A 25,971-nucleotide genomic window follows, 5' to 3' on the forward strand; every position below is an offset into this window, starting at 1 on the left:
CCCCATTTAAAACGCCACCCTCAACCAAAAATAAAATCTCCCCACACTTCGGGGGGGGGGGGGGTGGTGTCTTTTTTACCCCGGGCGGCCGGTCGGGGGGCTCGGCCCGGCTCGCGACTCTACTGCTCTCATGTTCGGAACTGGTGCACTTCGGGCCAGGTGCGCCATCCAGCCAATCAGTTCACCGTGTCGTTTTTCTGATCAACTCGCATGGGTCCACATTTAGCGCCTTTGCGATCCTACCAAGAACGCTGACGCTTGCCGAAACCCGGGCGCGCTCGATCGATCCGACGTAGCGCATGCTCAGTCCAGAGCTGGCGGCCAGTTCCTCCTGCGTCACGTTCTGGTCATGGCGCAGACGACGCATGTTGACCGCCATGATCTCCTTGAGATCCATGGTGGATTAGGGACCAGAAAGGGAACTATCGTTCTAGGAATGATCGTTCCTATTCGTTATGATCAGACCTCGACTTGGATGATAGTTCCTTCGGGATCGCCGCCAAAATATTAGCGATTGATACTATGCTTAAGCCGCTGCTCGATCCCGATGTCGCCGACGTCGCGCCGGATGCGCCAATCCTGACCGGCTATGACGAGGAGCGATTGCTCACCTATATCCGCCTGCTCGACGCCGCGGCCGAAGATGCGGATTGGCGTGAGGTCGCCAAGATCGTTCTACATATCGACCCTCAGCAAGAACCGGAACGCGCATTCAGGTCGTGGGAGACGCATCTCGCACGCGCCCGCTGGATGACGACGAACGGCTATCGATATCTCCTGGCGGGCGGCGCCCCGCACTAAGTGCTGCTCGCGATTCGCCAGGTTTGCTGAATCAGCACAGCGGTTTGCCGACTCTCCAACTACCCAACGTCTGTATCGGCCTGGATGCTGATTGCAAGGCCTACGGCCTGGTGCCGGCATCGGGAGAGGATTTGGCGCATTGCAAGGCGATTGGACCGATCCGGAAGCCTACGCGCACATGCAAGGCTACATGCCTGCAGAGTTCGCTGCCGAGTATCTGATCCGAAACGACGACTTTGTCGCTGAGTGCGGCCAACTTTCGTCACATCTCCCAGGTTCGGTAGAACCTGTTGGTCCGCCCGACTTCATCGCGCGTTGGGGCGCGCGATTTCACAGTCACCGGTGACGGGCTTCCGTTAGCTGGGAACATCGTCTGGACAGAACTGGCCTCGCCGCGCGTGCTGCGGGCCACGCAAATCCGACCATCAGTCAGCCTTTCGCATCAGACTGTTCAACTTTCCAGACTCGGCAGCGCCGCCGTTTGGAAAACCGACGAGCTTCATATTCTTTGGCCGGCATCGACCGGAACGAATAGTCTCGTCACTGACATGCGCAGCGGCGCGTCCGAATTCAACGCCATCGTCCTGCCACTCGATGCGGCATTCGAGACACGGCTCGACGCAGCGCGCCGGTTCTGGCGGGCGCTGAATGGCCGGCCGCCCGGTCCTGTCTACGGCGTGCTGCCGCAGCAAACGAAGACGAGGCACACTCTCAATCTGCGTGCTCATGACGCCCGTCGCGCAGGGGCCACCTACCGCGAGATTGCGGAGGTGCTTTTGTCACGAGAGTCGATCGCGCCTCGAGACTGGCGCGATCATCATCTCCGGCACAAGGTTCGGGCGATCCTGCGAAGGGCGGATCGCCTTGTGGCCGGCGGCTACCGCGACCTTCTCTTCTATCCACACAGCCGCAGCCGAAAATCCGATCGCTGAGTCCTTCTTCGCAGGGGAGCAAAAACACACCCCCCGATGTTTGCCCTCCCTCGACTTTTCTCATTTCGACCATCGTCCGTTTCGCGCGTCCCGGCAGGCCAGGACGACTGCAGAACCGAATGGAGATCGAGCGATGTCGAAGGGTCCCGCGGACGCGCCCCAAAAATATCTGCGAACGAAGGAGGCAGCACCGATCGTCGGTCTCTGCGCCCGTACGCTTGAAAAGCACCGGACCTACGGCACCGGCCCAAAGTACCGAAAGGTCGGCGGGCGCGTCCTCTACGACATCGATGACCTTCACGCCTGGATCGAGCTTGGCGCGCGTACCTCCACCAGCGATGCGAACGCGACCTTTGTTCCGCCTGCCAAGCCACATGCCGCCCGCGCGCCGGCCTATGCCGGCCGGCGCCATCGCGTCTCCTGATCTGCGGTGCAAGGAAATGCAGCTTCGCTCGATCGATCAGGGTCAGGTTGATTTGTTTCACGCGCGCCCCAGCGTCATTACGCCACGCGATGCGCAAGACCTGATGTCGTGGCCGTTCTTCTCACTCGCCAAATCCCGCCGCGTAACACCGATCGACTTTCGCATGGGCGAAGTCTCTATCCGCGTCGAGGCGACGGTCGAACATGGCATGGCGACGATCTGGGATGCCGACATTCTTATTTGGGCAGCCAGCCAGATCGTCGATGCACGAGACAACGGCCTTCGCACCTCACGCCTGATGGCCGCCACGCCCTATGAGATCCTTGCCTTCATTGAGCGTGGCGACTCCGCTCACTCCTACGACAGGCTGAAAGCCGCGCTCGACCGCCTGCAATCGACGACCGTCGCCACATCTATCCGCCAGTCTTCGGAGCGGCGACGGCATCGCTTCTCCTGGATCAACGAATGGAAGGAACGAATGGACGCCAACGGGCGCCCGCTCGGTATCGAGCTCATTCTGCCAGATTGGTTCTACGCCGGCGTCCTTGATGATGCCCTCATTCTCACGATCGACCGCCAATATTTTGGCCTGACAGGTGGCTTGGAGCGCTGGCTCTACCGTCTCGTTCGCAAGCACGGTGGCCGCCAGACCTATGGTTGGAGCTTCGATCTCCGCCATCTCCATGTGAAGTCCGGCAGCCTCTCGCCCATAAAACGCTTCGCCTTCGACTTGCGCGACATCGTGCGTCGTCAGCCGCTGCCTGGGTACCGGCTAGCGCTCACGATCGATCCCGATGGCCGGTCGCGCCTGAACTTCCAACCCGATCAGTTTGCAAGCGGCAACGCACCGCGCCGCGGACTTCAGGGCCGCTCAAACATTTCTGGGGAATAGCTGTGGACAGGCCCGTGCTATCAGGAACCGCAACTCCCGTGCCATCGGGAACCGGATTCCCGTGCTATCAGGAACCGGAATCGGGCTTAAGTCATTGCAGCGGTTGCCGAACCCGCTCCTCTAACGTTTCTAACTGTGAATCCTTCGGATTCTTTCTAACGGAAAGCGCTCATCCGCAGGGCTGTGGACGACAGCGGAGCCATGATCTTTCGGCCAGGCCGAGAACGATCGACGCCCGTTTTTCTTCCCGAAGCACAGCTGTCTTCTTTGATCCTCGTGTCGCCATGCTGACTGCTGACCTCCGGTCATCGGGGCCAGTATGAGCAATCTTACCCATGTCGAACTGGTGTGGCTGAAGAAGCGGATCGAGAACTACATCCGGTTCGGCCAGGTTGCTTCCAACAGGAGCATCGACCGTAGCCGTCGTGTCGTCTCCTTTACGCCAGGCAGTATCTTCGGCTTCGTTCGCTGGACCGCGAACGACTTCGGCACGGTCGCTTCCCGCATCGATATCCTACGCGCTGCTGCCACCGGCGAGCGCTGCTCGACTGTCGCCTATGTGCGGCCTGGCGCCGACATCCTGCTTACAGCTATCGGATGGCCGAACGTCGAGAAGGTGCTGAAGATTATCGACGCTATCGAAGCGATCGGCATCGATCCCATTGATGTGTCGCCGGACTACTGGCGGCATGCTCATAGCCGGCTCGCCGCGCGCGAGGCGCCCAGGCCCTACACGCGCCAGCGCCATGAGGCATGGCTCCTCCGCCGCCGAATTGAGCCATGAGCATGCGCGCAACGATCATCGTCGCGATGTTCGGCGGCGCGGTCCTCGTCGCCGCGCCGGCATGGATCGACCATCGACCGAAGTGGATCTGGAACGCGTCAGCGAGCGTCCCGGTCGGGCTCTACCGCGTCGAGCCGATCGACCGGATCGGCATTTCCGATATCGCAGTCGTCATGCCGCCCAAGCCACTGGCGGATTTGCTTGCCCAACGCGAATACCTGCCGAACGGCGTGCCGCTGCTGAAGCATGTGTTGGCACTCGCAGGCACAACAGTCTGCCGGCAAGGCGGCTCCATCATCGTCTATGGCGTGGCCTTTGGACGTGCGCTCGATCGTGACAGTCGTGGCCGGCCGCTGCCCGGCTGGCAGGGCTGCCGCATCATTGCCGATCGTGAAGTCTTCCTCATGAACTGGAACTCGGCTGACAGTTTCGATGGCAGGTATTTCGGCCCACTCCCGCTCAATTCGATCATCGGCCGCGCGGTCCCGGTCTGGATCACCGACCGCACCTCTCCCGGCACGGATAGCTCCGTCGAACAAGTTTCCCGCGAGCCATGACGGCTCACATCAAACCCTCGTCAACGCTCATGAAAGGAGCAATACAATGGCCCAGATCGGCACCTTCACCCGCAACGATGACGGCTTCTTCGGCAATATCAGTACGCTGACGCTCGACGCGAAACTCGCCATCTTGCCCGCCGAGAAATCGGACGCGGAAAACGCGCCAGACCATCGCGTCTTCTGCGAAGGCATGGAGATCGGCGCGGCATGGGATCGCGCCGGCGAGAAGGCCGGCAACTATCTCTCGGTCTCCATCGATGATCCGTCCTTCACTCAGGCGATCCGCGCCAACCTCTTTCAGTCCGATGCCGAGAAAAGTGTCTGGACCTTACACTGGAGCAGGCAATCGAAGCGCGACGAGCGAGGTTGATCGGATGCTCCGATTTCGCCTCAGCGAACGTTCTGAGTCAAACCCTTTGATCGATTGGGCGCCGGTCAAACCCTCCGACCCGATCGCCTGTCAGGCGGCCACCGCGCGCAGCGAAGGTCAATGGCGGCCGGACGCTTGCCCGTCGTTCAGGACGTCCATGGCGCCGCAGTTTGCGGCAAGCAGGTCCGGCCGGCGAAGCCTTGCCCTTGACGGAAGCGGGCACGGTGGCAGGCTGCAGGCGCGTCGAGATCGTGGTGCAGGTGCTTTTATCTGCCGAGGCATTGCAGCGCTGTCTGCAAGCGTCATGCTCGCCCTTACGGCGTCTATTGTCTGTGCTGAGCCTTCCGCGCATCGTGAGCGGCCGGCGCACTCCAGCAGTATCATCTCGTCCGTTGATCCCTGGTCGGCGCATATCCGGGAGGCGGCCAAACGCTTTGCCATTCCCGAGCGGCTGCTTCGCGCCGTCATGCATGTCGAGAGCGTTGGCGATGTTCATGCGATGTCGAGCAAGGGCGCAATGGGCTTGATGCAGATCATGCCGGCGACATGGGAGGAACTGCGCATCACGTACGGTCTCGGTGACGATCCTTATCAGCCGCGCGACAACATTTTTGCAGGTGCAGCTTATCTCCGCGAGATGCTTGACCGCTTCGGCCGCAACGGCTTCCTAGCTGCTTACAATGCCGGTCCTGGGCGCTACGAAGAGCACCTTGCAACCGGCCGGCCGCTGCCGCGTGAGACGATCGACTACGTCAGGAAGCTGGCGCCTCTGATCGATGGTTCGGTTCCCATTCCGATGCGCGCACGGCAAGGAGCGGGCAGGGCGAGCGCACTTGAAGCGGCGATTTTCGCGCGTGTCGTGAACACACGGAATAGCTCGGCGCCGCAGGGTGAGCGCGAGACCAATGTTCCCGTCAAGACAGTGTTCACGGCGATCCGTTCGTCCAGCGTGCGAGCACCGGTGGACAAAGCGGTCACCGATCTTACGGCGCTCGTACCGCAACCGGACGGCTCGCGCAGTGAAGGCGTATCAGTTCCGAAGTCCGCTATTCGTAGTCGGTTTGTGCAGACCTCCGCCGCGACTCCACAATGATCTCAGCATTCCTGGTCAATCGCATTCCGACCTGTACCGCTGCGGAAATTGCGGCGGGAGGGTTGGCCGTGAGAGAGGACGAAGAGGGATGGCAGGATAAAGGGCCGCGATGTGCGGCTCGGTCGGGGTGTTGGATTTCAAGGGTTTGTGCGTCGGTTTCGCGATGTACGTGCGAAATCCGCGATGTGCGCGACCGCCATCTTCTCAATCTTTTCAATAGAAGCCGCACCTCGCGGGAAAACGGCCATGAGAAGGGATAACGACTTCCGCGTCCGGCCTGGTCGCATCCGCTCCCATGCCGGCCATCGGGCGCGGCCCTTCATCTTCCAGGCGCTCGCAGCGGCACAGCGTGCGGGCGGTCATATCTCGCGAAAAGGCCGGATCACCTCCCCAAGTGCCTCGACCTTCGGTCGCGGCAGGTCGGCGAGCATCCGCGCCAATCGCCTTATCACCGGCCGCTCGCGCGGCGCGGTCGTCAAGGCACGTGTCGTCCGTCAGTTCCGGGGATCGGCGCCGCTCGCCGCTCATCTCAAATATCTCCGCCGCGAGGGCGTGACGCGTGACGGCGAGAAAGCAAAAATGTTTGGGCCCCACACGGACGAGGCCGATCATGACGTCTTTGCCGAACGATGCAAGGACGATCGGCATCACTTCCGTTTCATCGTATCGCCCGACGACGCCCACGAGTTGGGCGACCTCGAGAGTTTTGCTCGTGACCTCATGGTCGACATGGAGCGCGATCTCGGCACGAAGCTCGATTGGATCGGCGTTGACCATTGGAACACAGAACATCCGCACGTTCATATTCTTGTGCGCGGTGTCGCCGACGATGGCGAGAACCTCGTCATCTCACGCGACTACATCCGCCAGGGCATGCGCGATCGGGCGGGCGACATACTCACCCAGACACTGGGACCGCGGACCAACCACGACATCCGCCGGACAATCGAGCAGCAGGTCGACACCGAGCGCTGGACACAGCTCGACCGCCAGCTTGCACGAGATGCCGATCGTCATGGCGCCATCGATCTCGCGCCGCATCCTGATCGCCAGCCAGATGAGTTCCTGACGATCAAGGTCGGTCGGCTGCGCAAGCTGGAAAGCCTCGGCCTCGCCAGCGAGATCCGCCCCGGCCAGTGGACCATGGCCGAGGAGGCTGAGACGACCTTGCGCGCGCTCGGCGAGCGCGGCGACATCATCAAGCGCGTGCATCGCAGCCTGACCGGCCATGGCATCGACAAAGGCGCGGCAGACTACATCCTTGCAGCTGAGCAGATCGACAAATCTGTTATCGGTCGGCTGCTGGAGCGGGGTCTCGACGACGAGCTACGGGGCTCGGCTTATGCCATCGTCGACGGCATAGACGGTTGTTCGCATCACATCCGGTTTCATGATCTCGACGCCACCGGCGATTCCGCCCCGGGCTCGATCGTCGAACTTCGTCGCTACGCGGATGCGAAGGGCCGCAGCCGCGTTGCACTCGCCGTCCGCTCCGACCATTCGATCGGAGAGCAGGTTCAAGCCGGTGGCTCGACCTGGCTCGACCGTCGGCTTGTCGCGCGTGAACCCGTCGAAGTTGGGGAGGGCGGCTTCGGCATGGAAGTGAAGCAGGCGCTACAGGATCGCACCGATCATCTTGTCAAGCAGGGTCTCGCACGACGCGAAGGTCAACGCGTCATCTTCGCTCGCAACCTGATCGACACGCTACGCGATCGCGAGGTGAACGCACTCGGTGCTCGGCTCGCTGCCGAGACCAGACTGCCGTTCGCGAAGGCTTTGGAAGGCGACCAAGTAGCTGGCATCTACCGGCAACGTTTCTCGCTCGTGTCCGGCCGCTTCGCGATGATCGACGACGGGCTCGGTTTCCAGCTGGTGCCTTGGTCGCCATCGCTTGAAAAACAACTCGGCAGTCACGTTTCTGGCATTGCTCGGGTAGCGGGCGCAGTCGATTGGAATTTCGGAAGGAAGCGAGGAATCGGGTTGTGACTGCCAACAGCCGTCGTGCCAATTCAAGCGTGTGCTTGGTCTAGAATGCGCCAGGAGCCGACGATCGGCATCAGGATATTGAAGGTCTCGAATGTTGAGACATCGCGACTCAAGCCGCAGGAGTTCTTTGAGACGTTGCACGGGTTCTTGTACTTCCACGGGCGCGTGCTCTGGGCCGATGTGCAGGCTGAGGCGATCTCGGATCTCAATCGCTATGCCGGGCTGTCTATAGTCAAGCTGATGAACTCGACCAGCGAAGGGTTCGCGCCGCGCGAAAGGCCGGTTGGAACCGTAGGCGGGCTTACCGGGGTTTTCATCGTAGCCCTCTCGAAGGCGAGTTTTCGGTGCACCCGCGTCGCGAATGGCAGGCCGAGCGCGCGAATGGAGTAAGAGCGATGCAGGCGAATTCCGGAAGATCGAAGAACCTGAATGCCGTGCCGATGGACGATGGCAGCGGGTTTTGGATGTGGTCGCCAGGATTGTCAGGTTAGTTCGGAATCGAAAGCCAGTCACAGACAATTGCGGCGCAACATTGCGAACAGGGGCATCAACCCGTCACTTGGAATATCGGCCCTCACAGCTTCGATTTCGGGACGTACCACCCCGAAACGAACCTGAAATCTCGGAGAGTTGGTCATCGTTTCTTCGATCTCGCGATCCATTTTGAGGGTGCGATACGCAAAGCGCTCGTCTTTTCGAAGCGTAAAGTCACCACCGACCATCTTGCTATCGGTCGAGAGCAGCATCTGGCCGTCATCACTCCCGTTTCCGGCTTCCGGCAACCCCTGATCCGACGGTTTCCTATCAGCCGTCTCCTGAGAGAGCATGAGGTTTAGATTGCGATCTTTACAGAAAAGCGTCACCGTCGCCGACTTGTCGGCCGTTTGTGTCACGGCGACCAGACCATTCTTATATATTTCTAGGTGGGGAGAAGGAGCCAGTACGGGGTCCCAGTTTACCCTGAGCTGCTCCAGTTCGGTCTCGGAAAGATAGGACATGGAATCTGCAGCCTGCCCCGACGCCATTTTTACAAGGATGGGATCAGCACCCATGCGTTGCGTGTACTCGAGCAGAATGCCCGTCAGAATCTGCGCGTTGGTGATGTCAGCCGCCGAAAAAGAGGCATCGCTTCCCGGCTTCGCCTCTGATGTGAACGAGTGGATTCCGTATTTTGCGCCTGCGGGCACCGTGCGCTCGACGCCCCCTAGAAACGCGTAGGTGCAAGCCGACAAGCAGACACCCTCTCCGGATACGTCCTGGACGTCAGGATTGTCACTTCTCGGAACCGCCGCGCCGACGATTGTTCGGATCCCCTGCTTCCGGAACTCGTTTCCAAGCGCCAGTGCTCCCATCAGGCTGCCGCCCTCGGAATTCAGGTATACGAGGCCAGGCCCGCCGAGTTTTCTGAAATCATCGACGCTATCGTCTTCGATCGTGCCTTCGGCAACCATGAATTCGCAGTCATTGCAGTTTCCGCCACTGTAACCCCACACGAATTTCATGCGCTCGGCAGATCCCTCTCCACAGCCTATGAACACGGTACTGATGGCGGCAAGCAGGAACAGGAACGAAGATCTCATTGCTTCGTCAGCACGACATTGAAAGCCTGTTTGCTCTCCTCGGTCGATATCTGGAGAATCCGATTGGCATAGCCCTCCTTGCGGACAAGAATGTCGACCGGCGACAACAACTTTCTGCTTTCGACCGGTATTGCGAACGATGCATCGGTGCGCAATTCCATCTGCTCGCCGTCAACCCAGATTTCGGCATCTTCGGGTTCGCTTTTGAGGCTCACCGCAATGCTGCGCAACTTGCTGAGGTCGGTCGCCCAATTGGTGGCTCTCAAGGGAGGCGGGAGTGTTATCGTGCGAGCGGCCGCCTGCATACTCGACCCCAAATCCACAAGGGTGAAACCTTTCTCCTTGGTCAGCATAGGCTCGATATGGGCAACTTCAGCTGCCTGATCGCGATACGGGATCGACGACACTGGCGAAGATGACGATGCTAAACTCACGCCTCCGTCGTTGGACACATCGATCTCGAAGTATAACATCTTCAAACGGTAGCCGTTCGAATACACTGTCTGCAGGCGATATGTGCCGGGTTGCAGGCTGATAGCGTCACCAACTACCCCCGCAAAGGCATCGCTCATGACAAACGGGCCCTCCATCCGCTGAACTCGAAGCGAACCGTTATCGGGCGCGACAATCTTTACGGTGAAATCACCTGCAAAAGTCGCTTTCGGCACAAGAAACAAACAGGCGACAGCGGCAGCGAAAGCGATCCTACGCACAGACGACCCTCCCGACGACAGCAATGGCAACGAGGGCAGCCGAGGCAACCGTTGTCCAAAACTGGTACATGAGCAGGGACGACGACCGGGGATTTAAGAGAGGGTCCTGCCCCAATGCGATGCTGCTGATCACGACTTCATGCAGCATCTGTCCCAAGAACAACGACAACATCGTCAGGCCACAAACAAATATGAACCCCGCGGTCAAACTCGTGTGCGAGGCCTTTTCGAGCCCGTGAACCATGACATACCAAGCCGCCACGATCAGCCCGACAGACCAACTCGAGAAGAACGACGACTGGTCCAGAATTCCGGATACGGCTACCTGATACAGGTTCGGAAGAAGTTCGGGATCGATTGATTTTACGATGCCGGGCCTTGTGAGATCGTTCTCAAAAATCAACACGCCTGCGAGAATGATCACGACGGCGCACGAGGCAGCCAAGGTCGGCCAGTTCGACCATATCTTCTTCATCAACCGCCCCACAAACAATCCCATGAAACTCTTACAATGGTTGCTTGTGCGGAGACAAGCATAACGGGCTGGTGAATCGGTAGATCTGACTGACAAGTGATCCGATATGAGTCCCGCAATGACCCGCTCTGCGGCCCGATCGACTTAGCGCTTCGGTACAGCTCTTTGGAAACGTCCAGCTATAGGCAGTCAGGGCGAGCTTAATCATTACGGAGCGTGGCATTCAGCCTATGCAAATTCCTATCCCGATGCTTCTGCTCCTACTACTCGTCCGTGCCTCCAGAGTACCATCGGCGTCATGCCTATGCATCTGCAGCTCAATGTTCGCGGAAGGGGATGTCAGCTTTAGGGAGATATTTCAGATTCGTGCGACGACCGGCATGGTGCGCAAAGCGAACGGCCACGCGGCGGCCGGCTTGAGTCGTCTTCGGGTCAAAAGTTGAACTTACGCTTCTGCCCCGACAGAAATTTGAATCTGGTGAAGTCTGAATCGCATCCTGCAAGTTTCTCCACGCCCGCGCACTACGACCGGCTCCTTCTTCTTGCATAGACGAGGTTCCGACATTCTCTATCCACTCCCGATTGTGCAACCCGGGAGACGAGACGTGCCGGCAACCCGGATATTGTGGGGTCAGGTCCTTACCGTTCTTCTGATTGTGCTTATCACCACATGGGGTGCGACGCAGTGGACGGCGTGGCGGCTCGGCTTCCAGCCGCAACTCGGCTTGCCCTGGTTCGAGCTTGCCGGCCAGTCCGTTTATCCGCCGCCTGCATTTTTCTGGTGGTGGTTTCTCTACGATGCCTATGCACCAAAAGTGTTCATCGAGGGTGCGCTGATCGCGGCCAGCGGCAGCTTCATGGCGATCGCAGTTGCTATTGGGATGTCGGTATGGCGAGCGCGGGAGGCGAAGAACGCGGCCACATATGGTTCGGCGCGCTGGGCAACGCGGAAAGAGATCGAAGCCGAGGGCATGATCGGTCCGGATGGTGTTGTGCTCGGCAAGCTCGACGACGACTATCTCCGTCATGACGGTCCTGAACACGTTCTGTGCTTCGCGCCGACCCGAAGCGGCAAGGGTGTCGGTCTGGTTGTACCTTCGCTGCTGACCTGGCCCGGCTCGGCAATCGTCCACGACATCAAGGGTGAGAACTGGGAACTGACGGGCGGATGGCGCGCGCGCTTCGGCCGCGTCCTGCTGTTCGATCCGACCAACGCGACGTCGGCGGCCTACAATCCGTTGCTGGAGGTGCGGCGTGGCGAATGGGAAGTGCGCGACGTGCAGAATGTCGCTGATGTCCTGGTCGATCCGGAAGGTTCGCTGGAACGCCGGAATCATTGGGAGAAGACAAGCCACGCGTTGCTGGTCGGCGCCATCCTGCATGTTCTCTATGCCGAGAATGACAAGACGCTTGCCGGCGTCGCGAACTTCCTCTCCGATCCGCAAAGGCCGATCGAGACAACCCTGCGCACCATGATGCTGACGCGGCACCTGGGTGACGCCGGTCCGCATCCGGTCGTGGCATCGGCGGCGCGAGAACTGCTCAACAAGTCGGAGAATGAGCGCTCCGGCGTGCTGTCCACCGCCATGAGTTTTCTGGGGCTCTACCGCGATCCGGTCGTGGCGAAGGTAACATCTCGTTGCGACTGGCGGATTGCCGACCTTGTCGAGGGCGAGCGGCCGACGACACTCTACCTGGTCGTGCCGCCATCGGACATCAGCCGCACCAAGCCGCTGATCCGCCTGGTGCTCAACCAGATCGGCCGCAGATTGACGGAGGATCTCCATGCGAAGGATCGGCGGCAACGTCTGCTAATGATGCTGGACGAGTTCCCGGCGCTCGGGCGACTTGATTTCTTCGAAAGCGCGCTGGCCTTCATGGCGGGCTACGGCATCAAGTCCTTCCTGATCGCGCAGTCGCTCAACCAGATCGAAAAGGCTTATGGGCCGAACAATTCCATCCTCGACAATTGCCATGTGCGGGTGAGCTTCGCCACCAATGATGAGCGGACCGCCAAGCGCGTGTCAGACTCGCTGGGAACAGGAACCGAGATGCGAGCCATGAAGAACTATGCCGGTCACAGGTTGTCGCCCTGGCTCGGGCATCTCATGGTCTCGCGGCAGGAGACAGCGCGTGCTTTGATGACGCCCGGCGAGATCATGCAGCTTCCGCCGACCGATGCCATCGTCATGGTGTCGGGCCTGTTCCCGATCCGGGCGAAGAAAGCCCGGTACTTCGCCGATCCGCGCGTTGCCGAGCGTGTCCTGCCACCGCCGAAACCTGGAGGGAGCAAGAAGACGTCACGACACGACGATTGGACTGGCGCAACAGTTCCCGCGGCATCGGAAGGCAATCCTGCGCAATCGAAGCCCTCAATGGGTCTACAGGACGAGGATCCGGCAAATGGCGGCATCCGCCGCCAGCCCGAGCTTCCCGAACACGAGGATATCGCGCCGGAGCGAACAGCACTGCGCGACGATGAGTTCGACCTTGACCGGGACGAACCTGACGACGACGCTGTCCGTCGGCGCTCGGTCGACCAGGTTATGCGGCGCGCCGCACGACAGGCCGCCCTTGATCCCAATGACGGCATTGAGCTCTGAGCCGCATGAAGAACGCCAAGAAAAAGCGGCTCTCGGCCTATCTCGATCCAGACGTGATGAACGCGCTTGCTGATTATTCTGCACGGCGTGACGTCTCGCTGTCGCTGATCGCCGAGGCAGCGATCGCTTCCTTCCTGTCACCGGACGCCGAGGAGAGGAAGGAGGCGGCGATCACCCGCCGCCTCGACCAGATCGACCGGCGTGTGCAGCGTGTCGAGCGCGATGTCGGTATTGCCATCGAGACACTGGCGCTGTTCGTTCGCTTTTGGCTCAACTCGACTCCGGCCCTGCCAGAATCCGCCCAGGCCGAGGCCCGCGCGAAGGGCCTGCAGCGGTATGATGGTTTCGTGGATGCGCTCGGTCGCAGACTGAGCAAAGGGCCCAAACTCAGGCAGGAAATCGCCGAGGATGTACCGCCAGCCTCGCCGGCCGACACGGATGATGCCCCAGCAAGGTAGACAGCGGAGCCGGCGAGGTGACGCACCGCATTTCGCAAGTCTCTACACGTCGCAGCCCGCCCACCCGTTTTGCTTGTTGCAAGGCCGGTATTCCTGCCTCTTCTAATCATCCCCGACCGCGGCATGAAACAACTCGCCGCGAAGAATGGGGATCATCGTGGCAATCAATTATCACTCTGGTAGCGAGGCGGTTTCACGCGGCGCGCGCATGCTGCGCACGGCGCTCGGCCCGGCTATCGCCGGATATCTAGAAGACCCCGCCGTCGTTGAGATCATGCTCAACCCGGATGGGCGGCTGTGGGTTGACCAGCTGAAGGAAGGGCTTGTCGCCACCGACGAACTTCTGATCCCGGCCGATGGCGATCGCATTGTCCGACTGGTCGCGCATCATGTCGGTGCGGAAGTGCATTCCGGGCACCCTCGAGTATCGGCCGAACTGCCGGAAACGGGCGAGCGGTTCGAGGGCCTGTTGCCGCCTGTCGTGGCAGCACCCACCTTCGCTATCCGCAAGCCTGCCGTCGCTGTGTTCAAGCTCGAAGATTACGTCGCCACCGGTGTCATGAGCGAAGCCCAGGCCGATGTACTGCGGCTCGCCGTCGAAAGGCGCAAGAACGTGCTGGTCGCCGGCGGAACGTCGACCGGCAAGACGACGCTGGTCAATGCGCTGCTGGCGGAAGTGGCCAAGACTGCCGATCGCGTCGTGCTGATCGAGGACACGCGCGAACTGCAGTGTGCCGCACCGAACCTCGTGGCGCTCCGCACCAAGGACGGTGTCGCCTCGCTTTCCGATCTCGTGAAGTCGTCGCTTCGGCTTCGTCCCGACCGCATCCCGATCGGTGAGGTGCGTGGCGCGGAAGCACTCGACCTGCTGAAGGCCTGGGGCACGGGCCACCCCGGAGGCATCGGCACCATTCACGCAAGCTCCGCCGTTGGTGCTCTGCGCCGACTTGAGCAACTTGTGCAGGAGGCCGTCGTCACGGTCCCGCGCGCGCTCATTGCCGAGACGATTGACCTCGTCGCCGTACTCGCTGGCCGCGGTTCAGGCCGCCGTCTCGTCGAGATCACTTGGGTCGACGGGCTTGGCTCCACCGGCGACTACCGAACGCTCGAGGCCAAGCTCGAGACCAGGCCAACCATGAATCCCCAATCCTCCATGGAGTCCCAGAATGAATCCGATCCGCTTCACTTCATCGTCTATCCGTAAGTTTGGTTTTACGCTGCCGCTGACGACGGTCTCGACCGTCGTCACCCCCTTGATGATCGCCCCGGCCTTTGCCGCCGGTTCCTCGATGCCGTGGGAGCAGCCGCTCCAACAAATCCTCGAATCCGTCGAGGGGCCAGTCGCCAAGATCGTGGCGGTGATCATCATCATCGTCACCGGCCTGTCGCTCGCGTTCGGCGACACGTCGGGCGGATTCCGCCGGCTGATCCAGATCGTGTTCGGACTGTCGATCGCTTTTGCAGCCAGTTCGTTCTTCCTGTCCTTCTTCTCATTCGGCGGTGGGGCGCTCGTCTGATGGCAGGGCTCCCGCTGGAAGACGAAGACGTCCGTGGCTTCTTCGCGCTGGTGCATCGCGCGCTCACCGAACCGATCCTGCTCGGTGGCGCGCCGCGCGCGGTCGCCATCGCCAACGGCACGCTGGCCGGCGCGTTCGGATTGGGACTTCGCCTGTGGATCGCTGGCCTCGCCATCTGGGCGATTGGCCATTTCGCGGCCGTCTGGGCAGCGAAGCGCGATGCACAGTTCGTCGATGTCGTTCGCCGGCACCTACGCTATCCCGCGCATTTCGGCTGCTGAGAGGTTTTTCGAGATGATCAACCTCGCCGAATATCGCAAGAAGGGCGCTGGCCTCGCCGACCATCTGCCCTGGGCCGCCTTGGTCGCGCCGGGCGTCGTGTTGAACAAAGACGGCTCCTTCCAGAGGACCGCCCGTTTTCGCGGTCCCGATCTCGACAGTGCGACGCCGGCGGAACTGGTCGGCACGACGGCGCGGCTAAACAGCGTGCTTCGCCGTCTCGGCTCCGGCTGGGCGATCTTCGTCGAAGCGCAGCGTAATCCGACCACCAACTATCCCAACAGCCAGTTCCCGGATTCCGCATCGGCACTGCTCGACCTCGAGCGGCGCGAGCAGTTCGAGGACTCCGGTGTGCTGTTCGAGAGCACCTATTTTCTCACCTTCGTCTGGCTGCCGCCAGCCGAGGAAGCCTCGCGGATAGAGAGCTGGCTCTACGAAGGCCGGGAGAAGAGCGGCGTCGATCCTTGGGAATTGTTGAAGGGTTTTGTCGACCGCACCGACCGCGTGCTCAACCTAGTCGAAGGTTTTGTGCCGGAGGCCGCATGGCTCGACGACGCCGAGACTTTGACCTACCTGCATTCTTGCATTTCCACGAAGCGCCACCGTGTCCGTGTGCCGGAAACGCCGATGCATCTCGATGCGCTGCTGGTCGATCAGCCGCTTGCTGGTGGATTGGAACCGAGACTCGGCGATGCCCATCTGCGTACGCTCACCATCATCGGTTTCCCCGGCGCAACCTTTCCGGGGATACTCGACGATCTGAACCGGCTTGCCTTCCCCTACCGCTGGTCGACGCGGGCGATCATGCTCGACAAGACTGACGCGACCAGGCTGGTGGCGAAGATCCGCCGCCAGTGGTTCGCCAAGCGCAAGTCGGTCGCGGCGATCCTCAAGGAGGTGATGACCAACGAGGCATCAGTCCTCGTCGATACGGATGCCGCAAACAAGGCCGCCGATGCGGACGCCGCCCTTCAGGACCTCGGCTCCGACCAGATCGGCCAGGCCTATGTCACAGCAACGGTGACGGTGTGGGATGTCGATCCGTCAATCGCCGACGAGAAGCTACGTCTCGTCGAGAAGGTGATCCAGGGCAGGGACTTCACAGCAATCATCGAGGGCGTCAACGCCGTCGAAGCATGGCTCGGCAGCATCCCAGGCCACGTCTATGCGAATGTCCGCCAGCCGCCACTATCGACGCTGAATCTCGCTCACATGATCCCGCTATCGGCAGTCTGGGCGGGACCCGTCGAGGATGAGCATTTTCGTGCACCGCCGCTGTTCTTCGCCAGGACGGAAGGCGCGACGCCATTCCGTTTCAGCCTGCATGTCGGCGATGTCGGTCACACCCTCGTCGTGGGTCCGACCGGAGCCGGCAAGTCAGTCCTGCTGGCGATGATGGCGCTGCAGTTCAGGCGCTACGGGGACAGCCAGATCTTTGCCTTCGACTTCGGGGGTTCAATTCGAGCGGCCATGCTTGCCATGGATGGCGACTGGCACAATCTCGGCGGCAATGCGGCGAGCGGACAGGGTCCGGACGATCCGATTGCGCTGCTGACCCTGGCGGATCTGTCGGATAACGTTGACGCCGTCTCGCTGCAGCCGCTTGGCCGTATCCATCAAACGCCAGAGCGGGCCTGGGCGGCCGACTGGCTCATCGACATTATTCTGCGCGAGGGCGTCCCAGTCACGCCGGAGGTCAAGGAATATCTCTGGTCGGCGCTGACGTCATTGGCATCCGCGCCAGTTCAGGAACGCACACTGACTGGCCTGACGGTGCTGCTGCAATCGGCGCCGCTGAAGCAGGCGCTGCGGCCCTATTGCATCGGCGGTCCCTATGGCAGGCTGCTCGATGCCGAGCAAGAGCATCTTGGCGGAGCATCCGTCCAGGCATTCGAGACCGAGGGGCTGATCGGTACTGGTGCGGCGCCCGCCGTGCTTGCCTATCTCTTCCATCGGATCGAGCAGAGGATGGATGGGCGGCCGACGCTGCTGATCATCGATGAAGGTTGGCTGGCGCTCGACGATGGCGGCTTCGCCGATCAGCTCCGAGAATGGCTGAAAACCCTTCGCAAGAAGAACGCCTCCGTCATCTTTGCTACGCAATCGCTCTCCGACATCGACGGCAGCAGGATCGCGCCCGCCATCGTCGAGAGCTGTCCGACGCGGCTGTTCCTTCCGAACGACAGGGCGATCGAGCCGCAGATCACCCAGATATACCGACGCTTCGGTCTGAACGATCGCCAGATCGAGATCGTCGCCCGGGCGACCCCGAAGCGTGACTACTACTGCCAGTCGCGGCGCGGCAACCGGCTATTCGAACTGGGCCTTGGTCCGATCGGGCTGGCGCTGTGCGCCGCATCGTCCAAATCCGATCAAGCGGCAATCGACCGGATCATCACTGGCACCGGCCAGAAACATTTCCTCGAGGCCTGGCTAGCCGATCGCGGCGTTTCCTGGGCGGCCGACCTCGTTCCCGATCTCACCAACGTCATCGACCAATCCGCAAAGGATATTCCGTCATGAATTCCGTTCGCAGCAATCTTCGTTTTCGACACATGACGGCAGCCAGCGTCATCACCGTCGCGATCGCGATGTCATCGGCGCCGGCGTCGGCGTTCATCGTCTTTGATCCCACCAACTATAGCCAGAACCTTCTCCAGGCCGCTCGCGCCCTGGAGCAGATCAAGAACCAGATCACCTCGCTTCAGAATGAGGCGCAAATGCTGATCAACCAGGCAAAGAACCTCACCTCGCTGCCGACCTCGTTGCTTGGCCAGATCGAAGGCAATTTCTCTCAGATGAAGACCCTGCTCGGCGAGGCCGACAAGCTCGCCTACAGCGTCCAAGACATCGAGAGCCAGTTCACCTCGACGTACGAGAGTTTTGGTTCGGACCTCTCCAGCCAGCAGCTTGTCGATGGCGCGCGTGAACGCTGGCAGACATCGGTGTCGGCCTTCGAGCACTCGCTGAAGACCGGCGCCGTCGCCGTGGACAACATCGAGGGGACACAGGAACAGACGAGCGCGCTGGTCGGCGCCAGCCAGTCTGCCGTCGGCGTGCTGCAGGCGACGCAAGCCGGCAACCAGCTTCTTGCCGTCCAGGCAAGGCAGGTGTCGGACCTGACGGCGATGATGGCAGCGCAGGGACGCGCCAACGCACTGGAGCAGGCGAGGCGGGCCGCCGCGCAGGAGCAAGCACGAGAACAGTTCAGCCGCTTCATGGCGGGTAGCGGCTACAGCCCGTCGACAGTCCGCATGTTCCACGACTGAGGCTGGTCATGGATATCAAGATCGCCGCCCGGATGACAGCCGTTCTTGCCCTTGGCGCCGCCATGACCGCCGCCTTCATGGCGTTGCGCGGCGACGGCTCGCAGGACGCGTCCTCCCCGCGCTCCGCACATCCGGGCGGCGAGCCGGCACGAGTCGAACTTTCGCGATGCCGGAACATCGGCATGGCCGCGATAGCTGACGAAGCATGCAGGAAGGCTTGGGCGGAAAACCGCCGGCGTTTCCTTCGGCCGGCACAGCCAGCAACGCCGTATGCAGTTCCATCAGTCGAGAAGGACCAGAGCCGGCTCCTGCCCCTTCAGCCGTCGATACCCCACGAAGATCAACGCCGCCTGAACACGGTGACGCCATGAATGACACCGGGGTCATCGACCGCTTCCTGGATACTTTTACCCGTTACATCGACTCCGGGTTCGGCCTGCTTGGTGGCGAGGTGGCCTTTCTTACCTCTACCTTGATCGTCATCGACATCACACTCGCCGGACTGTTCTGGGCCTGGGGCGCGGACGAGGACGTTATGCACCGGCTGGTGAAGAAGACGCTCTATATCGGCTTCTTCGCCTTCATCATCGGCAACTTCAACCGTCTGGCCGGCATCGTCTTCGAAAGCTTTTCCGGGCTCGGCCTGAAGGCCGGAGGATCCGCACTTTCGGGCTCCGCGCTGCTTCAACCGGGACGCGTCGCGCAGGTCGGCATCGACGCCGGCAATCCGATCCTTGAGGCCGCCAGCCAGTTGATGGGCTACGTCTCCTTCTTCGAGAATTTTGTCCAGATCGCGGTGTTGATGATCGCCTGGGCGATCGTGCTCATCGCTTTTTTCATCCTCGCCGTGCAGATCTTCGTCACGCTGATCGAGTTCAAGCTGACGACGCTTGCCGGCTTCGTGCTGATACCCTTCGCACTGTTCAACCGGACCGCCTTCCTCGCCGAAAAGGTGCTCGGCAGCATTGTTGCCTCGGGCGTGAAGATTCTCGTGCTCGCCGTCATCGTCGGCATCGGCTCGGGTCTCTTCGGCGAGTTCACCCAAGGTTTTGGCGCCGAACAACCGACAATCACTGATGCACTGTCGCTCGTTCTCGGCGCCCTGTCACTGATGGGGCTTTCGATCTTCGGTCCCGGCATCGCGACCGGCCTGGTTTCCGGCGCACCGCAGCTTGGCGCGGGCGCTGCTGTGGGCACCAGTCTCGCTGCCGCCGGCCTTGGTGCTGCTGGTGCCATGGGCGCCCGCGCCGGGTTGAGCGGCGGCGCAAGTGCGCTCAGTGCAGGTAGGCGCATGTCGGCGGCCGCCGCACGCGGCGGCGCGCATTTGGCCGGCAGCACCTCGACAGCTTTCGGCCTCGCCGCCGCAACATCCGGACAGAGCGGTGCAGGCTCGATTGTCACCGGCATGGCTGGTGTCGCCAAGGCTGGTGCCGGCGCTGCCGTTCAGCCGGTGAAGCAGGCAATGTCGCGCGCGGCTTCAGCCCTGTCTTCCAGCCAGCAGGCTGGCCGCTCGGCCGCATGGACCGCAACGGGTGGAGAGCAGCCAGCAACAGCTGCTGCTTCAGGGCGTGCGTCGGCGGATGAATCCGGTGCCGGATCGCCGCCAGCATGGGCCAACCGCATGAAACGCGGCCAAGCAATGAGCCATGGCGCCAGCATGGCCGCGCATTCCGTCCGGTCCGGCGATCACGGCGGCGGCTCGATGAATGTTTCCCTCAATCAGGACGACCGCCGATGAATCTCTTCAAACGATCTTCCGTTCGTTACGGAACGACGCCTCAGCCGGAGACGCCGTATCAACGCGCTGCCCAAGCCTGGGATGAACGTATCGGCTCGGCTCGCGTGCAAGCGAAAAACTGGCGGCTGATGGCCTTCGGCGCGCTGGTTTTGGCAAGCGGTTTCGCCGCCGCGCTGATCTGGCAGTCGACGCGTGGCACGATCGTGCCCTGGGTCGTGCAGGTCGACAAGCTAGGCGAGGCGCAAGTGGTTGCTTCAGCTGTCGCCGACTATCGGCCGACTGATCCGCAGATCGCATGGCATCTGGCCCGTTTCATCGAACAGGTCAGAAGCATCCCGGACGATCCCGTCGTTGTCCGGCAGAACTGGCTGCGCGCATACGACTACACGACCGACCGCGGCGCCATTTCTCTGAACGACTATGCCCGCCTGAACGACCCATTTGCCAAGGTCGGCAAAATCCAGATCGCGGTCGAGGTCTCCAGCGTCATCCGTGCCTCGCCGGACTCCTTCCGCGTCGCCTGGACCGAGCGCCGCTACGAGAACGGCAGCCTGGCCAGCACCGAGCGCTGGACCGCCATCCTCACCATAGTGACTCAACAACCCCGCGATGCCGATCGGCTGAAGGCCAATCCGCTCGGCGTCTACGTCAACGCCATCAATTGGTCGAAGGAACTTTCATGAAGCACGCGATACAAGCAGTAAGATCAAGGGGACATTCAACCCACAACATGACCAACGCGCGGGTGCTTGTCCTGGCACTGCTGTCGGCGACGGTGCTCGCAGGCTGCGCCTCGAAAAAATACATCCCGCCGGAGATCAACTACGACGATGCGATGCCTGCCGTGCAGAAGCTCGATCCGCCTGGAGCGGTGAAAGTGGTGGAGCTGCCGAAACCGCTTCCGCTGCCCGGTCAGCTAAAGCCGATAGAGGGCAGTAAGGCGAAGGCGGAGCCGGTCGATCCGAAACAGAGGATCAGCCAGGCCAATGAGGCGGCACGAATGCAGCCCGTCCGAGATGGCTTTATCAACGCGATCCAGCTCTATCCCTGGAGCGAGGGCGCGCTCTACCAGATCTATGCCGCTCCCGGCCAAGTCACCGACATCGCGCTGGAGCCCGGCGAGCAGCTCGTCGGCTCTGGTCCTGTCGCTGCCGGCGACACCGTGCGCTGGATCATCGGTGATACGCAGAGCGGGGCAGGGGAACGGCTGCAGGTCCACATTCTCGTCAAACCTACGAGGCCCGACCTCCAGACCAACCTTGTCATCAACAGTGATCGCCGCACCTATCATCTCGAGCTGCGATCGACTGAGAAGACCTATATGGCCTCTGTGTCCTGGGAGTATCCGCAGGACCAGTTGATGGCGCTGCGGCGCCAGAACGCACAGGCTTCCGCAGCGCAGCCGGTCGCTTCCGGCGTCGACATCCAGAAACTCAATTTCCGCTACCGCATCGAGGGCGACTCGGCACCGTGGAAGCCGCTACGCGCGTTCGATGACGGCTCAAAAGCCTACATCGAGTTTCCGTCCGGCATCGCTCAGGGTGAGATGCCGCCGCTCTTCGTCATCGGCCCATCGGGCGGCTCGGAACTGGTCAACTACCGCGCTCGGCAAAACTACTATGTCGTCGACCGCCTCTTCGCCGCAGCCGAACTGAGGCTCGGCGACAAGACGAGCGAGAAGCGTGTCAGAATCGTGCGCACTGACGGGAAAAAACCGCAACGCAGCGTGGGGCTGTTCCGATGAGCGACGTTGCAAATCCCCCGAACGTTGACATCAAGGCCGAACTACGTCTGAGGCCCGAGCCCGCCAGGGTCACGCGCCTTTCGCGCAAGGTGCTGATCGGTCTTGGTGGAGTGGCCAGCGCTGCGATCCTTGGCACACTCATCTGGGCGCTCGACAGCAAGCGGCGCGACAACAATGAGCCGTCCGAACTCTTCACCACCGAAAATCGATCGACCGCCGACGGGCTACAAACGCTGCCGAAGGATTATGCAGGCATTCCAAAACTCGGCCCGCCATTGCCCGGCGATCTTGGCCGGCCAATCCTGCGTGCGCAGGAGCGCGGCCAGTCGATCGATGTGCCCAACATCACTACGCCGCGCGCCGATCCGGACGAGCAGCGCCGCCTCGCCGAGATTGAGGCCGCGCGTGTCGCAAAGCTCTTTACCGACACCAACGCGCGAGCGAATCCCGCGCGGCAGGATACTGGTGCAGGAAATGCCGTGGCGAACGCCATGTCCGGCTTGACACCACCAACCGAACAGCCGCCGCTCGATCCTGGTGCTGCGCAAAACATGCAGGACCGCAAAGCCGCCTTCGTCAACGCCGAACCGGATCGCCGCACCGTCAGTTCTGACCGTCTCGCCGAGAAGGCCTCGCCCTATGTCGTGCAGGCCGGCACGGTCATTCCGGCTGCTCTCGTCACCGGCATTCGTTCCGATCTTCCCGGTCAGATCACTGCTCAGGTTACCGAGAATGTTTACGACAGCCCGACAGGATCGTATTTGCTGATCCCCCAGGGCGCACGCCTGATCGGCCAGTACGACAGCCAGGTCGCCTTCGGCCAGTCGCGTGTGCTTCTGGTCTGGAGCCGCCTCATCATGCCCGACGGCACCGCGATCGTGCTGGAGCGCCAGCAAGGTTCCGACTCCGAAGGGTTTTCCGGGTTGGAGGACGAGATCGACCATCACTGGGGTCAGCTCTTCCGGGCGGCGGCGCTCTCGACCCTCCTCGGCGTGGGGACCTCGCTTGGTTCCGGCGACGGCGAAAGCGATATCGCTAAGGCCATCCGCGAAAGCGCACAGGATTCGGCTTCGAATGTCGGTCAGCAGATCGTGCGCGACCAGCTGAACGTCCAGCCCACGCTTACTATCCGCCCCGGTTTTCCGGTTCGGGTCATCGTCAATCGTGACCTTGTACTGACGCCTTATGGCACGGCAAAGGAGCCGTCATGATCAAGCTGAAGCTTTCCGCCATTCCTGATGATCGGCCGGTCAAGATCACGATCGAACTACCCGCCGCCGTTCACCGCGATCTCGTCGCCTACGCGGAGGTGCTCAGCCGCGAAGCCGGACGGACCGTCACCGATCCGGCTAAGCTGATTGCACCGATGCTGGCGCGGTTCATGGCGACAGATCGGGCGTTCAGCCGAACCCGAAACGATCCTAAAGGCAGCTGATTTCGTGCGCGGATGATGAAGGGTGTCAGGACGCAGGAGACCGCGTCCGGAGCAACGCGATGAAGGGAGCCACGTTGGGATCGCTGCTCATCGATCCAACGACAGCGTTGAGAAACGCGCAATGGCAGAGGGACGCACCCACCCCGGCCGATGGCTGGACACTCTGCCCCGACCCTGTTGCTTCAACCTGCTCAAGCGCTTGATCCAGATCGTCCAGAATGCGGCGGAGGTTGGCCAGGAAGCGTTCGCCGGCAGCCGTCGTGGTGACCCCGCCCGGATGGCGTTCGAACAAGGCCAAGCCCAATGTCAACTCGAGATGCCTGGTGCGCCTGCTGAGCGCGGAATGATGAATTCGCAACCGCCGGGAGGCACCGAGAAAGCTGCCTTCCTCGGCGACAACGATCGTACAGTAGAGCGTGACCAGTTGAATGGAGCGCCACATTGAGCGTCCTTTGTGCGGAGAGGAGGTAGCGCTTGTCACAAGATTGATTTGTTGAGCTTCGGGCTGCGCGTCTCGTGAAGCCTTTGCAGCGTGCGTTCATCGAAACGCGCTGTGACAGCCACTGTCTCTTCACCGCCTATGACCTTCGGCAGCCCCAGCGGGGTCACCCTGAAATGCAACTGGACCAGGCGCAGCAGCCATAGCGGGTTCATTTCGATGATGATCGTATCGATGCTGTTACCTAAGCCCCACTCGACGATACCGGACAAAAGCGCATTCGCCACTGGACTGAGCATTCGTCCCCTCTCGCGATATTGCGCCTCGACGCAGTAGCGCGTCCATTCCCAAATGTTCTCGCCGACCGGCTGTCTGCCTTCGCAAAGGTTCGACAGGACCTCCGACAAGAGGTGGGGGCGCGTCGAAGGCAGCATCCGTTGATAGCCGACAACGCGGTTCTCGGCGGTAAAAAGCATGTGGACTGCGTGCTCATCGTCGAAGCGGTCGATCTCACGACCGTCTTCGCGTCGCAGATCTGTCCAGCCCTTCTCTTCGACAAACACCCTGTGGCGAAGACGGAACGCCTGATCCAACTCTGCCGGATATTCTTCTGCATTCTGCGCCGTAACGACAAGAAGCATCTTGGTTGTCCTCCAGTTCGTGGGGTCAACCAATGGTCCTTTCCAGAAGAAGGCGGCATCACGTATTTGCGTGAGATTAGGCAATCAGACCCAGGCGGAAAGCTTCCGCGACAGCATGTATGGTGCTTGTTACGCCGAGCCTCTCGCGCACCAACCGCAAGTGAGTATCCGCAGTATTGCGGCTGATGTGGAGGTGATCGGCGATTTCGTCCACGGTAAGGCCTTCGGAAGCCCATCGCAGAACGTCGTGCTGCCGTGGAGACAGACGGGCTGGCCTCGTGTTCCGCTTTCCGTCTGCGAGAACAGCCACGCAGCCAAAAGCGTAGGCGGCAACGAACTGAAATGCGAGACGGTCGTGAGAATCTGGTTCGAGCTTTTTGCCTGCAACGGAAAACCCGATTGCGTGGCCTTCCGTTGTCGCGAACGGTAACGTCAAACCCTCGCGTAGGTTGAACTCAGCCGCCTCGTCCATGATCCGGCGCCCGGAGGGAGCGACGTTGCATAGTGTGTCTAACTCGCTCCAGAGGAATGGCATGTTGCCGCGACTTACAAGTTGAATAGTTGGGTCGCGATAGAGATAGCCCTTCGAAAAATAGCGCGTGGACCATTCCTCCGGCCATGCGTCGAGCAGCACATGTGAAAGCTGCTCACGCCTTAAAGCGCGAGGCGGAGGGATTGGCCCTGCCAGCAAGTTCGTCGCGCCAAATCGTTCGGCGTAGCAAAGAAGATGCCGACATATCTCTTGTTGGGTGGAACTTTTCCGGATCTCGTTCAGAAAGCCGAACATGTCATCAAGACGCCGGCGCCAAGTCGTGGCTGGTATAGGTACTTTCATGGCCTGTATCACATTATAATATGACGATACTTCTTTGCCTTCTGGATATCGCTCTAGCGAGCGCTGAGACTCCGGTGCGAGGTTCGCCGAGCGGCGGTTTTTGTCACAAGAGAAGCTCCTGATAACTACGCTCCAATCGTGCGAGCAAAGGCGATCATCCGCCTCTGCGCTCGCCGTCTTGCCTGCCAGCCTGCGCCGGTAGGACGTCGGAAACTCTCCGCGACCCAAAAGACCTTCCATCCGCCCCCTCATCAGCACCCGGCGGTGCGATGCGACCACAGCGGCCATCGCCTCGTCCGATCGCGCAGATCTCATCATCGGACAGAGTTCTCATGCGTTCCAATCGACGACGATCTTTCCGCTCATTGATCAAGCTGGTCGATCCGGCTGTTGGGTCACGAGC

Annotated in this window: 31 protein-coding genes; 24 read left to right on the forward strand and 7 right to left on the reverse strand. The window is 61.2% G+C overall.

Features of this window, described 5'->3' with window-relative positions; all coding sequences use genetic code 11:
- Positions 1 to 181: 181 nt before the first annotated feature.
- Positions 182 to 397: a helix-turn-helix domain-containing protein gene (locus NKH95_RS24730; protein WP_023728964.1), complete on the reverse strand. Its 216-nt coding sequence runs from the start codon at positions 395 to 397 to the stop codon at positions 182 to 184.
- Between the two features lie 125 nt (positions 398 to 522).
- Here NKH95_RS24730 and NKH95_RS24735 point away from each other — a divergent pair, with 125 nt between their 5' ends.
- The 11 genes from NKH95_RS24735 to NKH95_RS24785 all read left to right on the forward strand — a co-directional run bounded on the left by NKH95_RS24735 (position 523) and on the right by NKH95_RS24785 (position 8,232).
- Positions 523 to 801: a DNA -binding domain-containing protein gene (locus NKH95_RS24735; protein WP_023728963.1), complete on the forward strand. Its 279-nt coding sequence runs from the start codon at positions 523 to 525 to the stop codon at positions 799 to 801.
- A gap of 190 nt (positions 802 to 991) precedes the next feature.
- Entirely contained in the window at positions 992 to 1,147 is a 156-nt protein-coding gene (locus NKH95_RS24740) for a transcriptional regulator domain-containing protein (protein ID WP_352893613.1), read from the forward strand.
- On the forward strand, positions 1,092 to 1,733 hold the full coding sequence (locus NKH95_RS24745) for a DUF2285 domain-containing protein (RefSeq protein WP_352893520.1): 642 nt from the start codon (positions 1,092 to 1,094) through the stop codon (positions 1,731 to 1,733). The genes NKH95_RS24740 and NKH95_RS24745 overlap by 56 nt, the downstream gene beginning before the upstream one ends.
- Before the next feature lie 133 nt (positions 1,734 to 1,866).
- Positions 1,867 to 2,157 (forward strand): helix-turn-helix transcriptional regulator, encoded by a 291-nt coding sequence (locus tag NKH95_RS24750; RefSeq protein WP_095084952.1) that lies wholly within the window; start codon positions 1,867 to 1,869, stop codon positions 2,155 to 2,157.
- Between the two features lie 16 nt (positions 2,158 to 2,173).
- Complete coding sequence (locus tag NKH95_RS24755; RefSeq protein WP_352893523.1) at positions 2,174 to 3,049, forward strand: replication initiator protein A; 876 nt, start codon at positions 2,174 to 2,176, stop codon at positions 3,047 to 3,049.
- Between the two features lie 319 nt (positions 3,050 to 3,368).
- Complete coding sequence (locus NKH95_RS24760) at positions 3,369 to 3,833, forward strand: DUF2840 domain-containing protein (protein WP_352893525.1); 465 nt, start codon at positions 3,369 to 3,371, stop codon at positions 3,831 to 3,833.
- On the forward strand, positions 3,830 to 4,390 hold the full coding sequence (locus NKH95_RS24765; protein ID WP_352893527.1) for a S26 family signal peptidase: 561 nt from the start codon (positions 3,830 to 3,832) through the stop codon (positions 4,388 to 4,390). Before NKH95_RS24760 ends, NKH95_RS24765 begins: the two co-directional genes overlap by 4 nt.
- 46 nt (positions 4,391 to 4,436) lie before the next feature.
- Positions 4,437 to 4,763, forward strand: a complete 327-nt coding sequence (locus NKH95_RS24770) for a DUF736 domain-containing protein (protein ID WP_352893529.1) — start codon at positions 4,437 to 4,439, stop codon at positions 4,761 to 4,763.
- A 157-nt stretch (positions 4,764 to 4,920) separates the two neighbouring features.
- Positions 4,921 to 5,856, forward strand: a complete 936-nt coding sequence (locus tag NKH95_RS24775; protein ID WP_352893532.1) for a lytic transglycosylase domain-containing protein — start codon at positions 4,921 to 4,923, stop codon at positions 5,854 to 5,856.
- Positions 5,857 to 6,102: 246 nt separating this feature from the next.
- Positions 6,103 to 7,842 carry a relaxase/mobilization nuclease domain-containing protein gene (locus NKH95_RS24780; protein WP_352893534.1) on the forward strand — a complete coding sequence of 580 codons (1,740 nt, stop codon included), beginning with the start codon at positions 6,103 to 6,105 and terminating at the stop codon, positions 7,840 to 7,842.
- A 45-nt stretch (positions 7,843 to 7,887) separates the two neighbouring features.
- On the forward strand, positions 7,888 to 8,232 hold the full coding sequence (locus NKH95_RS24785; RefSeq protein ID WP_352893536.1) for a hypothetical protein: 345 nt from the start codon (positions 7,888 to 7,890) through the stop codon (positions 8,230 to 8,232).
- Positions 8,233 to 8,351: 119 nt separating this feature from the next.
- Here the strand turns inward: NKH95_RS24785 and NKH95_RS24790 are convergent, their stop codons facing one another.
- Genes NKH95_RS24790 through NKH95_RS24800 form a run of 3 tightly spaced genes read right to left on the reverse strand, consistent with a single transcriptional unit; the run spans position 8,352 to position 10,610 of the window.
- Positions 8,352 to 9,422: a COG3904 family protein gene (locus NKH95_RS24790; protein WP_352893537.1), complete on the reverse strand. Its 1,071-nt coding sequence runs from the start codon at positions 9,420 to 9,422 to the stop codon at positions 8,352 to 8,354.
- Positions 9,419 to 10,135 carry a hypothetical protein gene (locus NKH95_RS24795; protein WP_352893539.1) on the reverse strand — a complete coding sequence of 239 codons (717 nt, stop codon included), beginning with the start codon at positions 10,133 to 10,135 and terminating at the stop codon, positions 9,419 to 9,421. Before NKH95_RS24795 ends, NKH95_RS24790 begins: the two co-directional genes overlap by 4 nt.
- Positions 10,128 to 10,610: a hypothetical protein gene (locus NKH95_RS24800; RefSeq protein WP_352893540.1), complete on the reverse strand. Its 483-nt coding sequence runs from the start codon at positions 10,608 to 10,610 to the stop codon at positions 10,128 to 10,130. The genes NKH95_RS24795 and NKH95_RS24800 overlap by 8 nt, the downstream gene beginning before the upstream one ends.
- 605 nt (positions 10,611 to 11,215) lie before the next feature.
- Between NKH95_RS24800 and NKH95_RS24805 the strand changes: the two genes are divergently transcribed.
- The 13 genes from NKH95_RS24805 to NKH95_RS24865 all read left to right on the forward strand — a co-directional run bounded on the left by NKH95_RS24805 (position 11,216) and on the right by NKH95_RS24865 (position 23,653).
- Positions 11,216 to 13,213, forward strand: coding sequence for a conjugal transfer protein TraG (locus tag NKH95_RS24805; RefSeq protein ID WP_352893541.1), 1,998 nt, complete (start codon positions 11,216 to 11,218; stop codon positions 13,211 to 13,213).
- A gap of 5 nt (positions 13,214 to 13,218) precedes the next feature.
- A complete protein-coding gene (locus NKH95_RS24810) occupies positions 13,219 to 13,671 on the forward strand; it encodes a CopG family transcriptional regulator (RefSeq protein ID WP_352560527.1) in 453 nt (150 codons plus the stop codon).
- A gap of 208 nt (positions 13,672 to 13,879) precedes the next feature.
- The gene (gene trbB, locus NKH95_RS24815; RefSeq protein ID WP_352893615.1) at positions 13,880 to 14,875 is read left to right on the forward strand and encodes a P-type conjugative transfer ATPase TrbB; all 996 of its coding nucleotides are present in this window, start codon (positions 13,880 to 13,882) and stop codon (positions 14,873 to 14,875) included.
- A gap of 52 nt (positions 14,876 to 14,927) precedes the next feature.
- The gene (locus NKH95_RS24820; RefSeq protein WP_502895333.1) at positions 14,928 to 15,188 is read left to right on the forward strand and encodes a TrbC/VirB2 family type IV secretion system protein; all 261 of its coding nucleotides are present in this window, start codon (positions 14,928 to 14,930) and stop codon (positions 15,186 to 15,188) included.
- Positions 15,188 to 15,469 carry a VirB3 family type IV secretion system protein gene (locus NKH95_RS24825; RefSeq protein WP_352560531.1) on the forward strand — a complete coding sequence of 94 codons (282 nt, stop codon included), beginning with the start codon at positions 15,188 to 15,190 and terminating at the stop codon, positions 15,467 to 15,469. Before NKH95_RS24820 ends, NKH95_RS24825 begins: the two co-directional genes overlap by 1 nt.
- Positions 15,470 to 15,482: 13 nt before the next feature.
- Positions 15,483 to 17,990 (forward strand): conjugal transfer protein TrbE, encoded by a 2,508-nt coding sequence (gene trbE, locus NKH95_RS24830; RefSeq protein ID WP_352893616.1) that lies wholly within the window; start codon positions 15,483 to 15,485, stop codon positions 17,988 to 17,990.
- A 32-nt stretch (positions 17,991 to 18,022) separates the two neighbouring features.
- A complete protein-coding gene (gene trbJ, locus NKH95_RS24835) occupies positions 18,023 to 18,736 on the forward strand; it encodes a P-type conjugative transfer protein TrbJ (protein WP_352560669.1) in 714 nt (237 codons plus the stop codon).
- 8 nt (positions 18,737 to 18,744) lie between these two features.
- Positions 18,745 to 19,107 carry a putative entry exclusion protein TrbK-alt gene (trbK-alt, locus tag NKH95_RS24840; protein WP_352560533.1) on the forward strand — a complete coding sequence of 121 codons (363 nt, stop codon included), beginning with the start codon at positions 18,745 to 18,747 and terminating at the stop codon, positions 19,105 to 19,107.
- Entirely contained in the window at positions 19,104 to 20,474 is a 1,371-nt protein-coding gene (gene trbL, locus NKH95_RS24845; RefSeq protein ID WP_352893543.1) for a P-type conjugative transfer protein TrbL, read from the forward strand. Before trbK-alt ends, trbL begins: the two co-directional genes overlap by 4 nt.
- On the forward strand, positions 20,471 to 21,157 hold the full coding sequence (gene trbF, locus NKH95_RS24850) for a conjugal transfer protein TrbF (RefSeq protein ID WP_352560537.1): 687 nt from the start codon (positions 20,471 to 20,473) through the stop codon (positions 21,155 to 21,157). Before trbL ends, trbF begins: the two co-directional genes overlap by 4 nt.
- 47 nt (positions 21,158 to 21,204) lie before the next feature.
- A complete protein-coding gene (trbG, locus tag NKH95_RS24855; RefSeq protein WP_352560539.1) occupies positions 21,205 to 22,218 on the forward strand; it encodes a P-type conjugative transfer protein TrbG in 1,014 nt (337 codons plus the stop codon).
- Positions 22,215 to 23,429 (forward strand): TraB/TrbI/VirB10 family type IV secretion system protein, encoded by a 1,215-nt coding sequence (locus NKH95_RS24860; protein ID WP_352893545.1) that lies wholly within the window; start codon positions 22,215 to 22,217, stop codon positions 23,427 to 23,429. Before trbG ends, NKH95_RS24860 begins: the two co-directional genes overlap by 4 nt.
- Positions 23,426 to 23,653, forward strand: a complete 228-nt coding sequence (locus tag NKH95_RS24865; RefSeq protein ID WP_352560543.1) for a DUF2274 domain-containing protein — start codon at positions 23,426 to 23,428, stop codon at positions 23,651 to 23,653. The genes NKH95_RS24860 and NKH95_RS24865 overlap by 4 nt, the downstream gene beginning before the upstream one ends.
- Positions 23,654 to 23,678: 25 nt before the next feature.
- Here NKH95_RS24865 and NKH95_RS24870 read toward each other — a convergent pair whose 3' ends face one another.
- The 3 genes from NKH95_RS24870 to NKH95_RS24880 form a co-directional block, all read right to left on the reverse strand.
- Entirely contained in the window at positions 23,679 to 24,095 is a 417-nt protein-coding gene (locus NKH95_RS24870) for a LysR family transcriptional regulator (RefSeq protein ID WP_352560545.1), read from the reverse strand.
- Positions 24,096 to 24,130: 35 nt separating this feature from the next.
- On the reverse strand, positions 24,131 to 24,733 hold the full coding sequence (locus NKH95_RS24875; protein WP_352560547.1) for an acyl-homoserine-lactone synthase: 603 nt from the start codon (positions 24,731 to 24,733) through the stop codon (positions 24,131 to 24,133).
- Between the two features lie 76 nt (positions 24,734 to 24,809).
- The gene (locus NKH95_RS24880) at positions 24,810 to 25,856 is read right to left on the reverse strand and encodes a helix-turn-helix transcriptional regulator (protein ID WP_352893548.1); all 1,047 of its coding nucleotides are present in this window, start codon (positions 25,854 to 25,856) and stop codon (positions 24,810 to 24,812) included.
- Positions 25,857 to 25,971 lie beyond the last annotated feature (115 nt).

It is taken from the genome of Mesorhizobium sp. M0848, assembly GCF_040319805.1.
Lineage (GTDB): Bacteria > Pseudomonadota > Alphaproteobacteria > Rhizobiales > Rhizobiaceae > Mesorhizobium.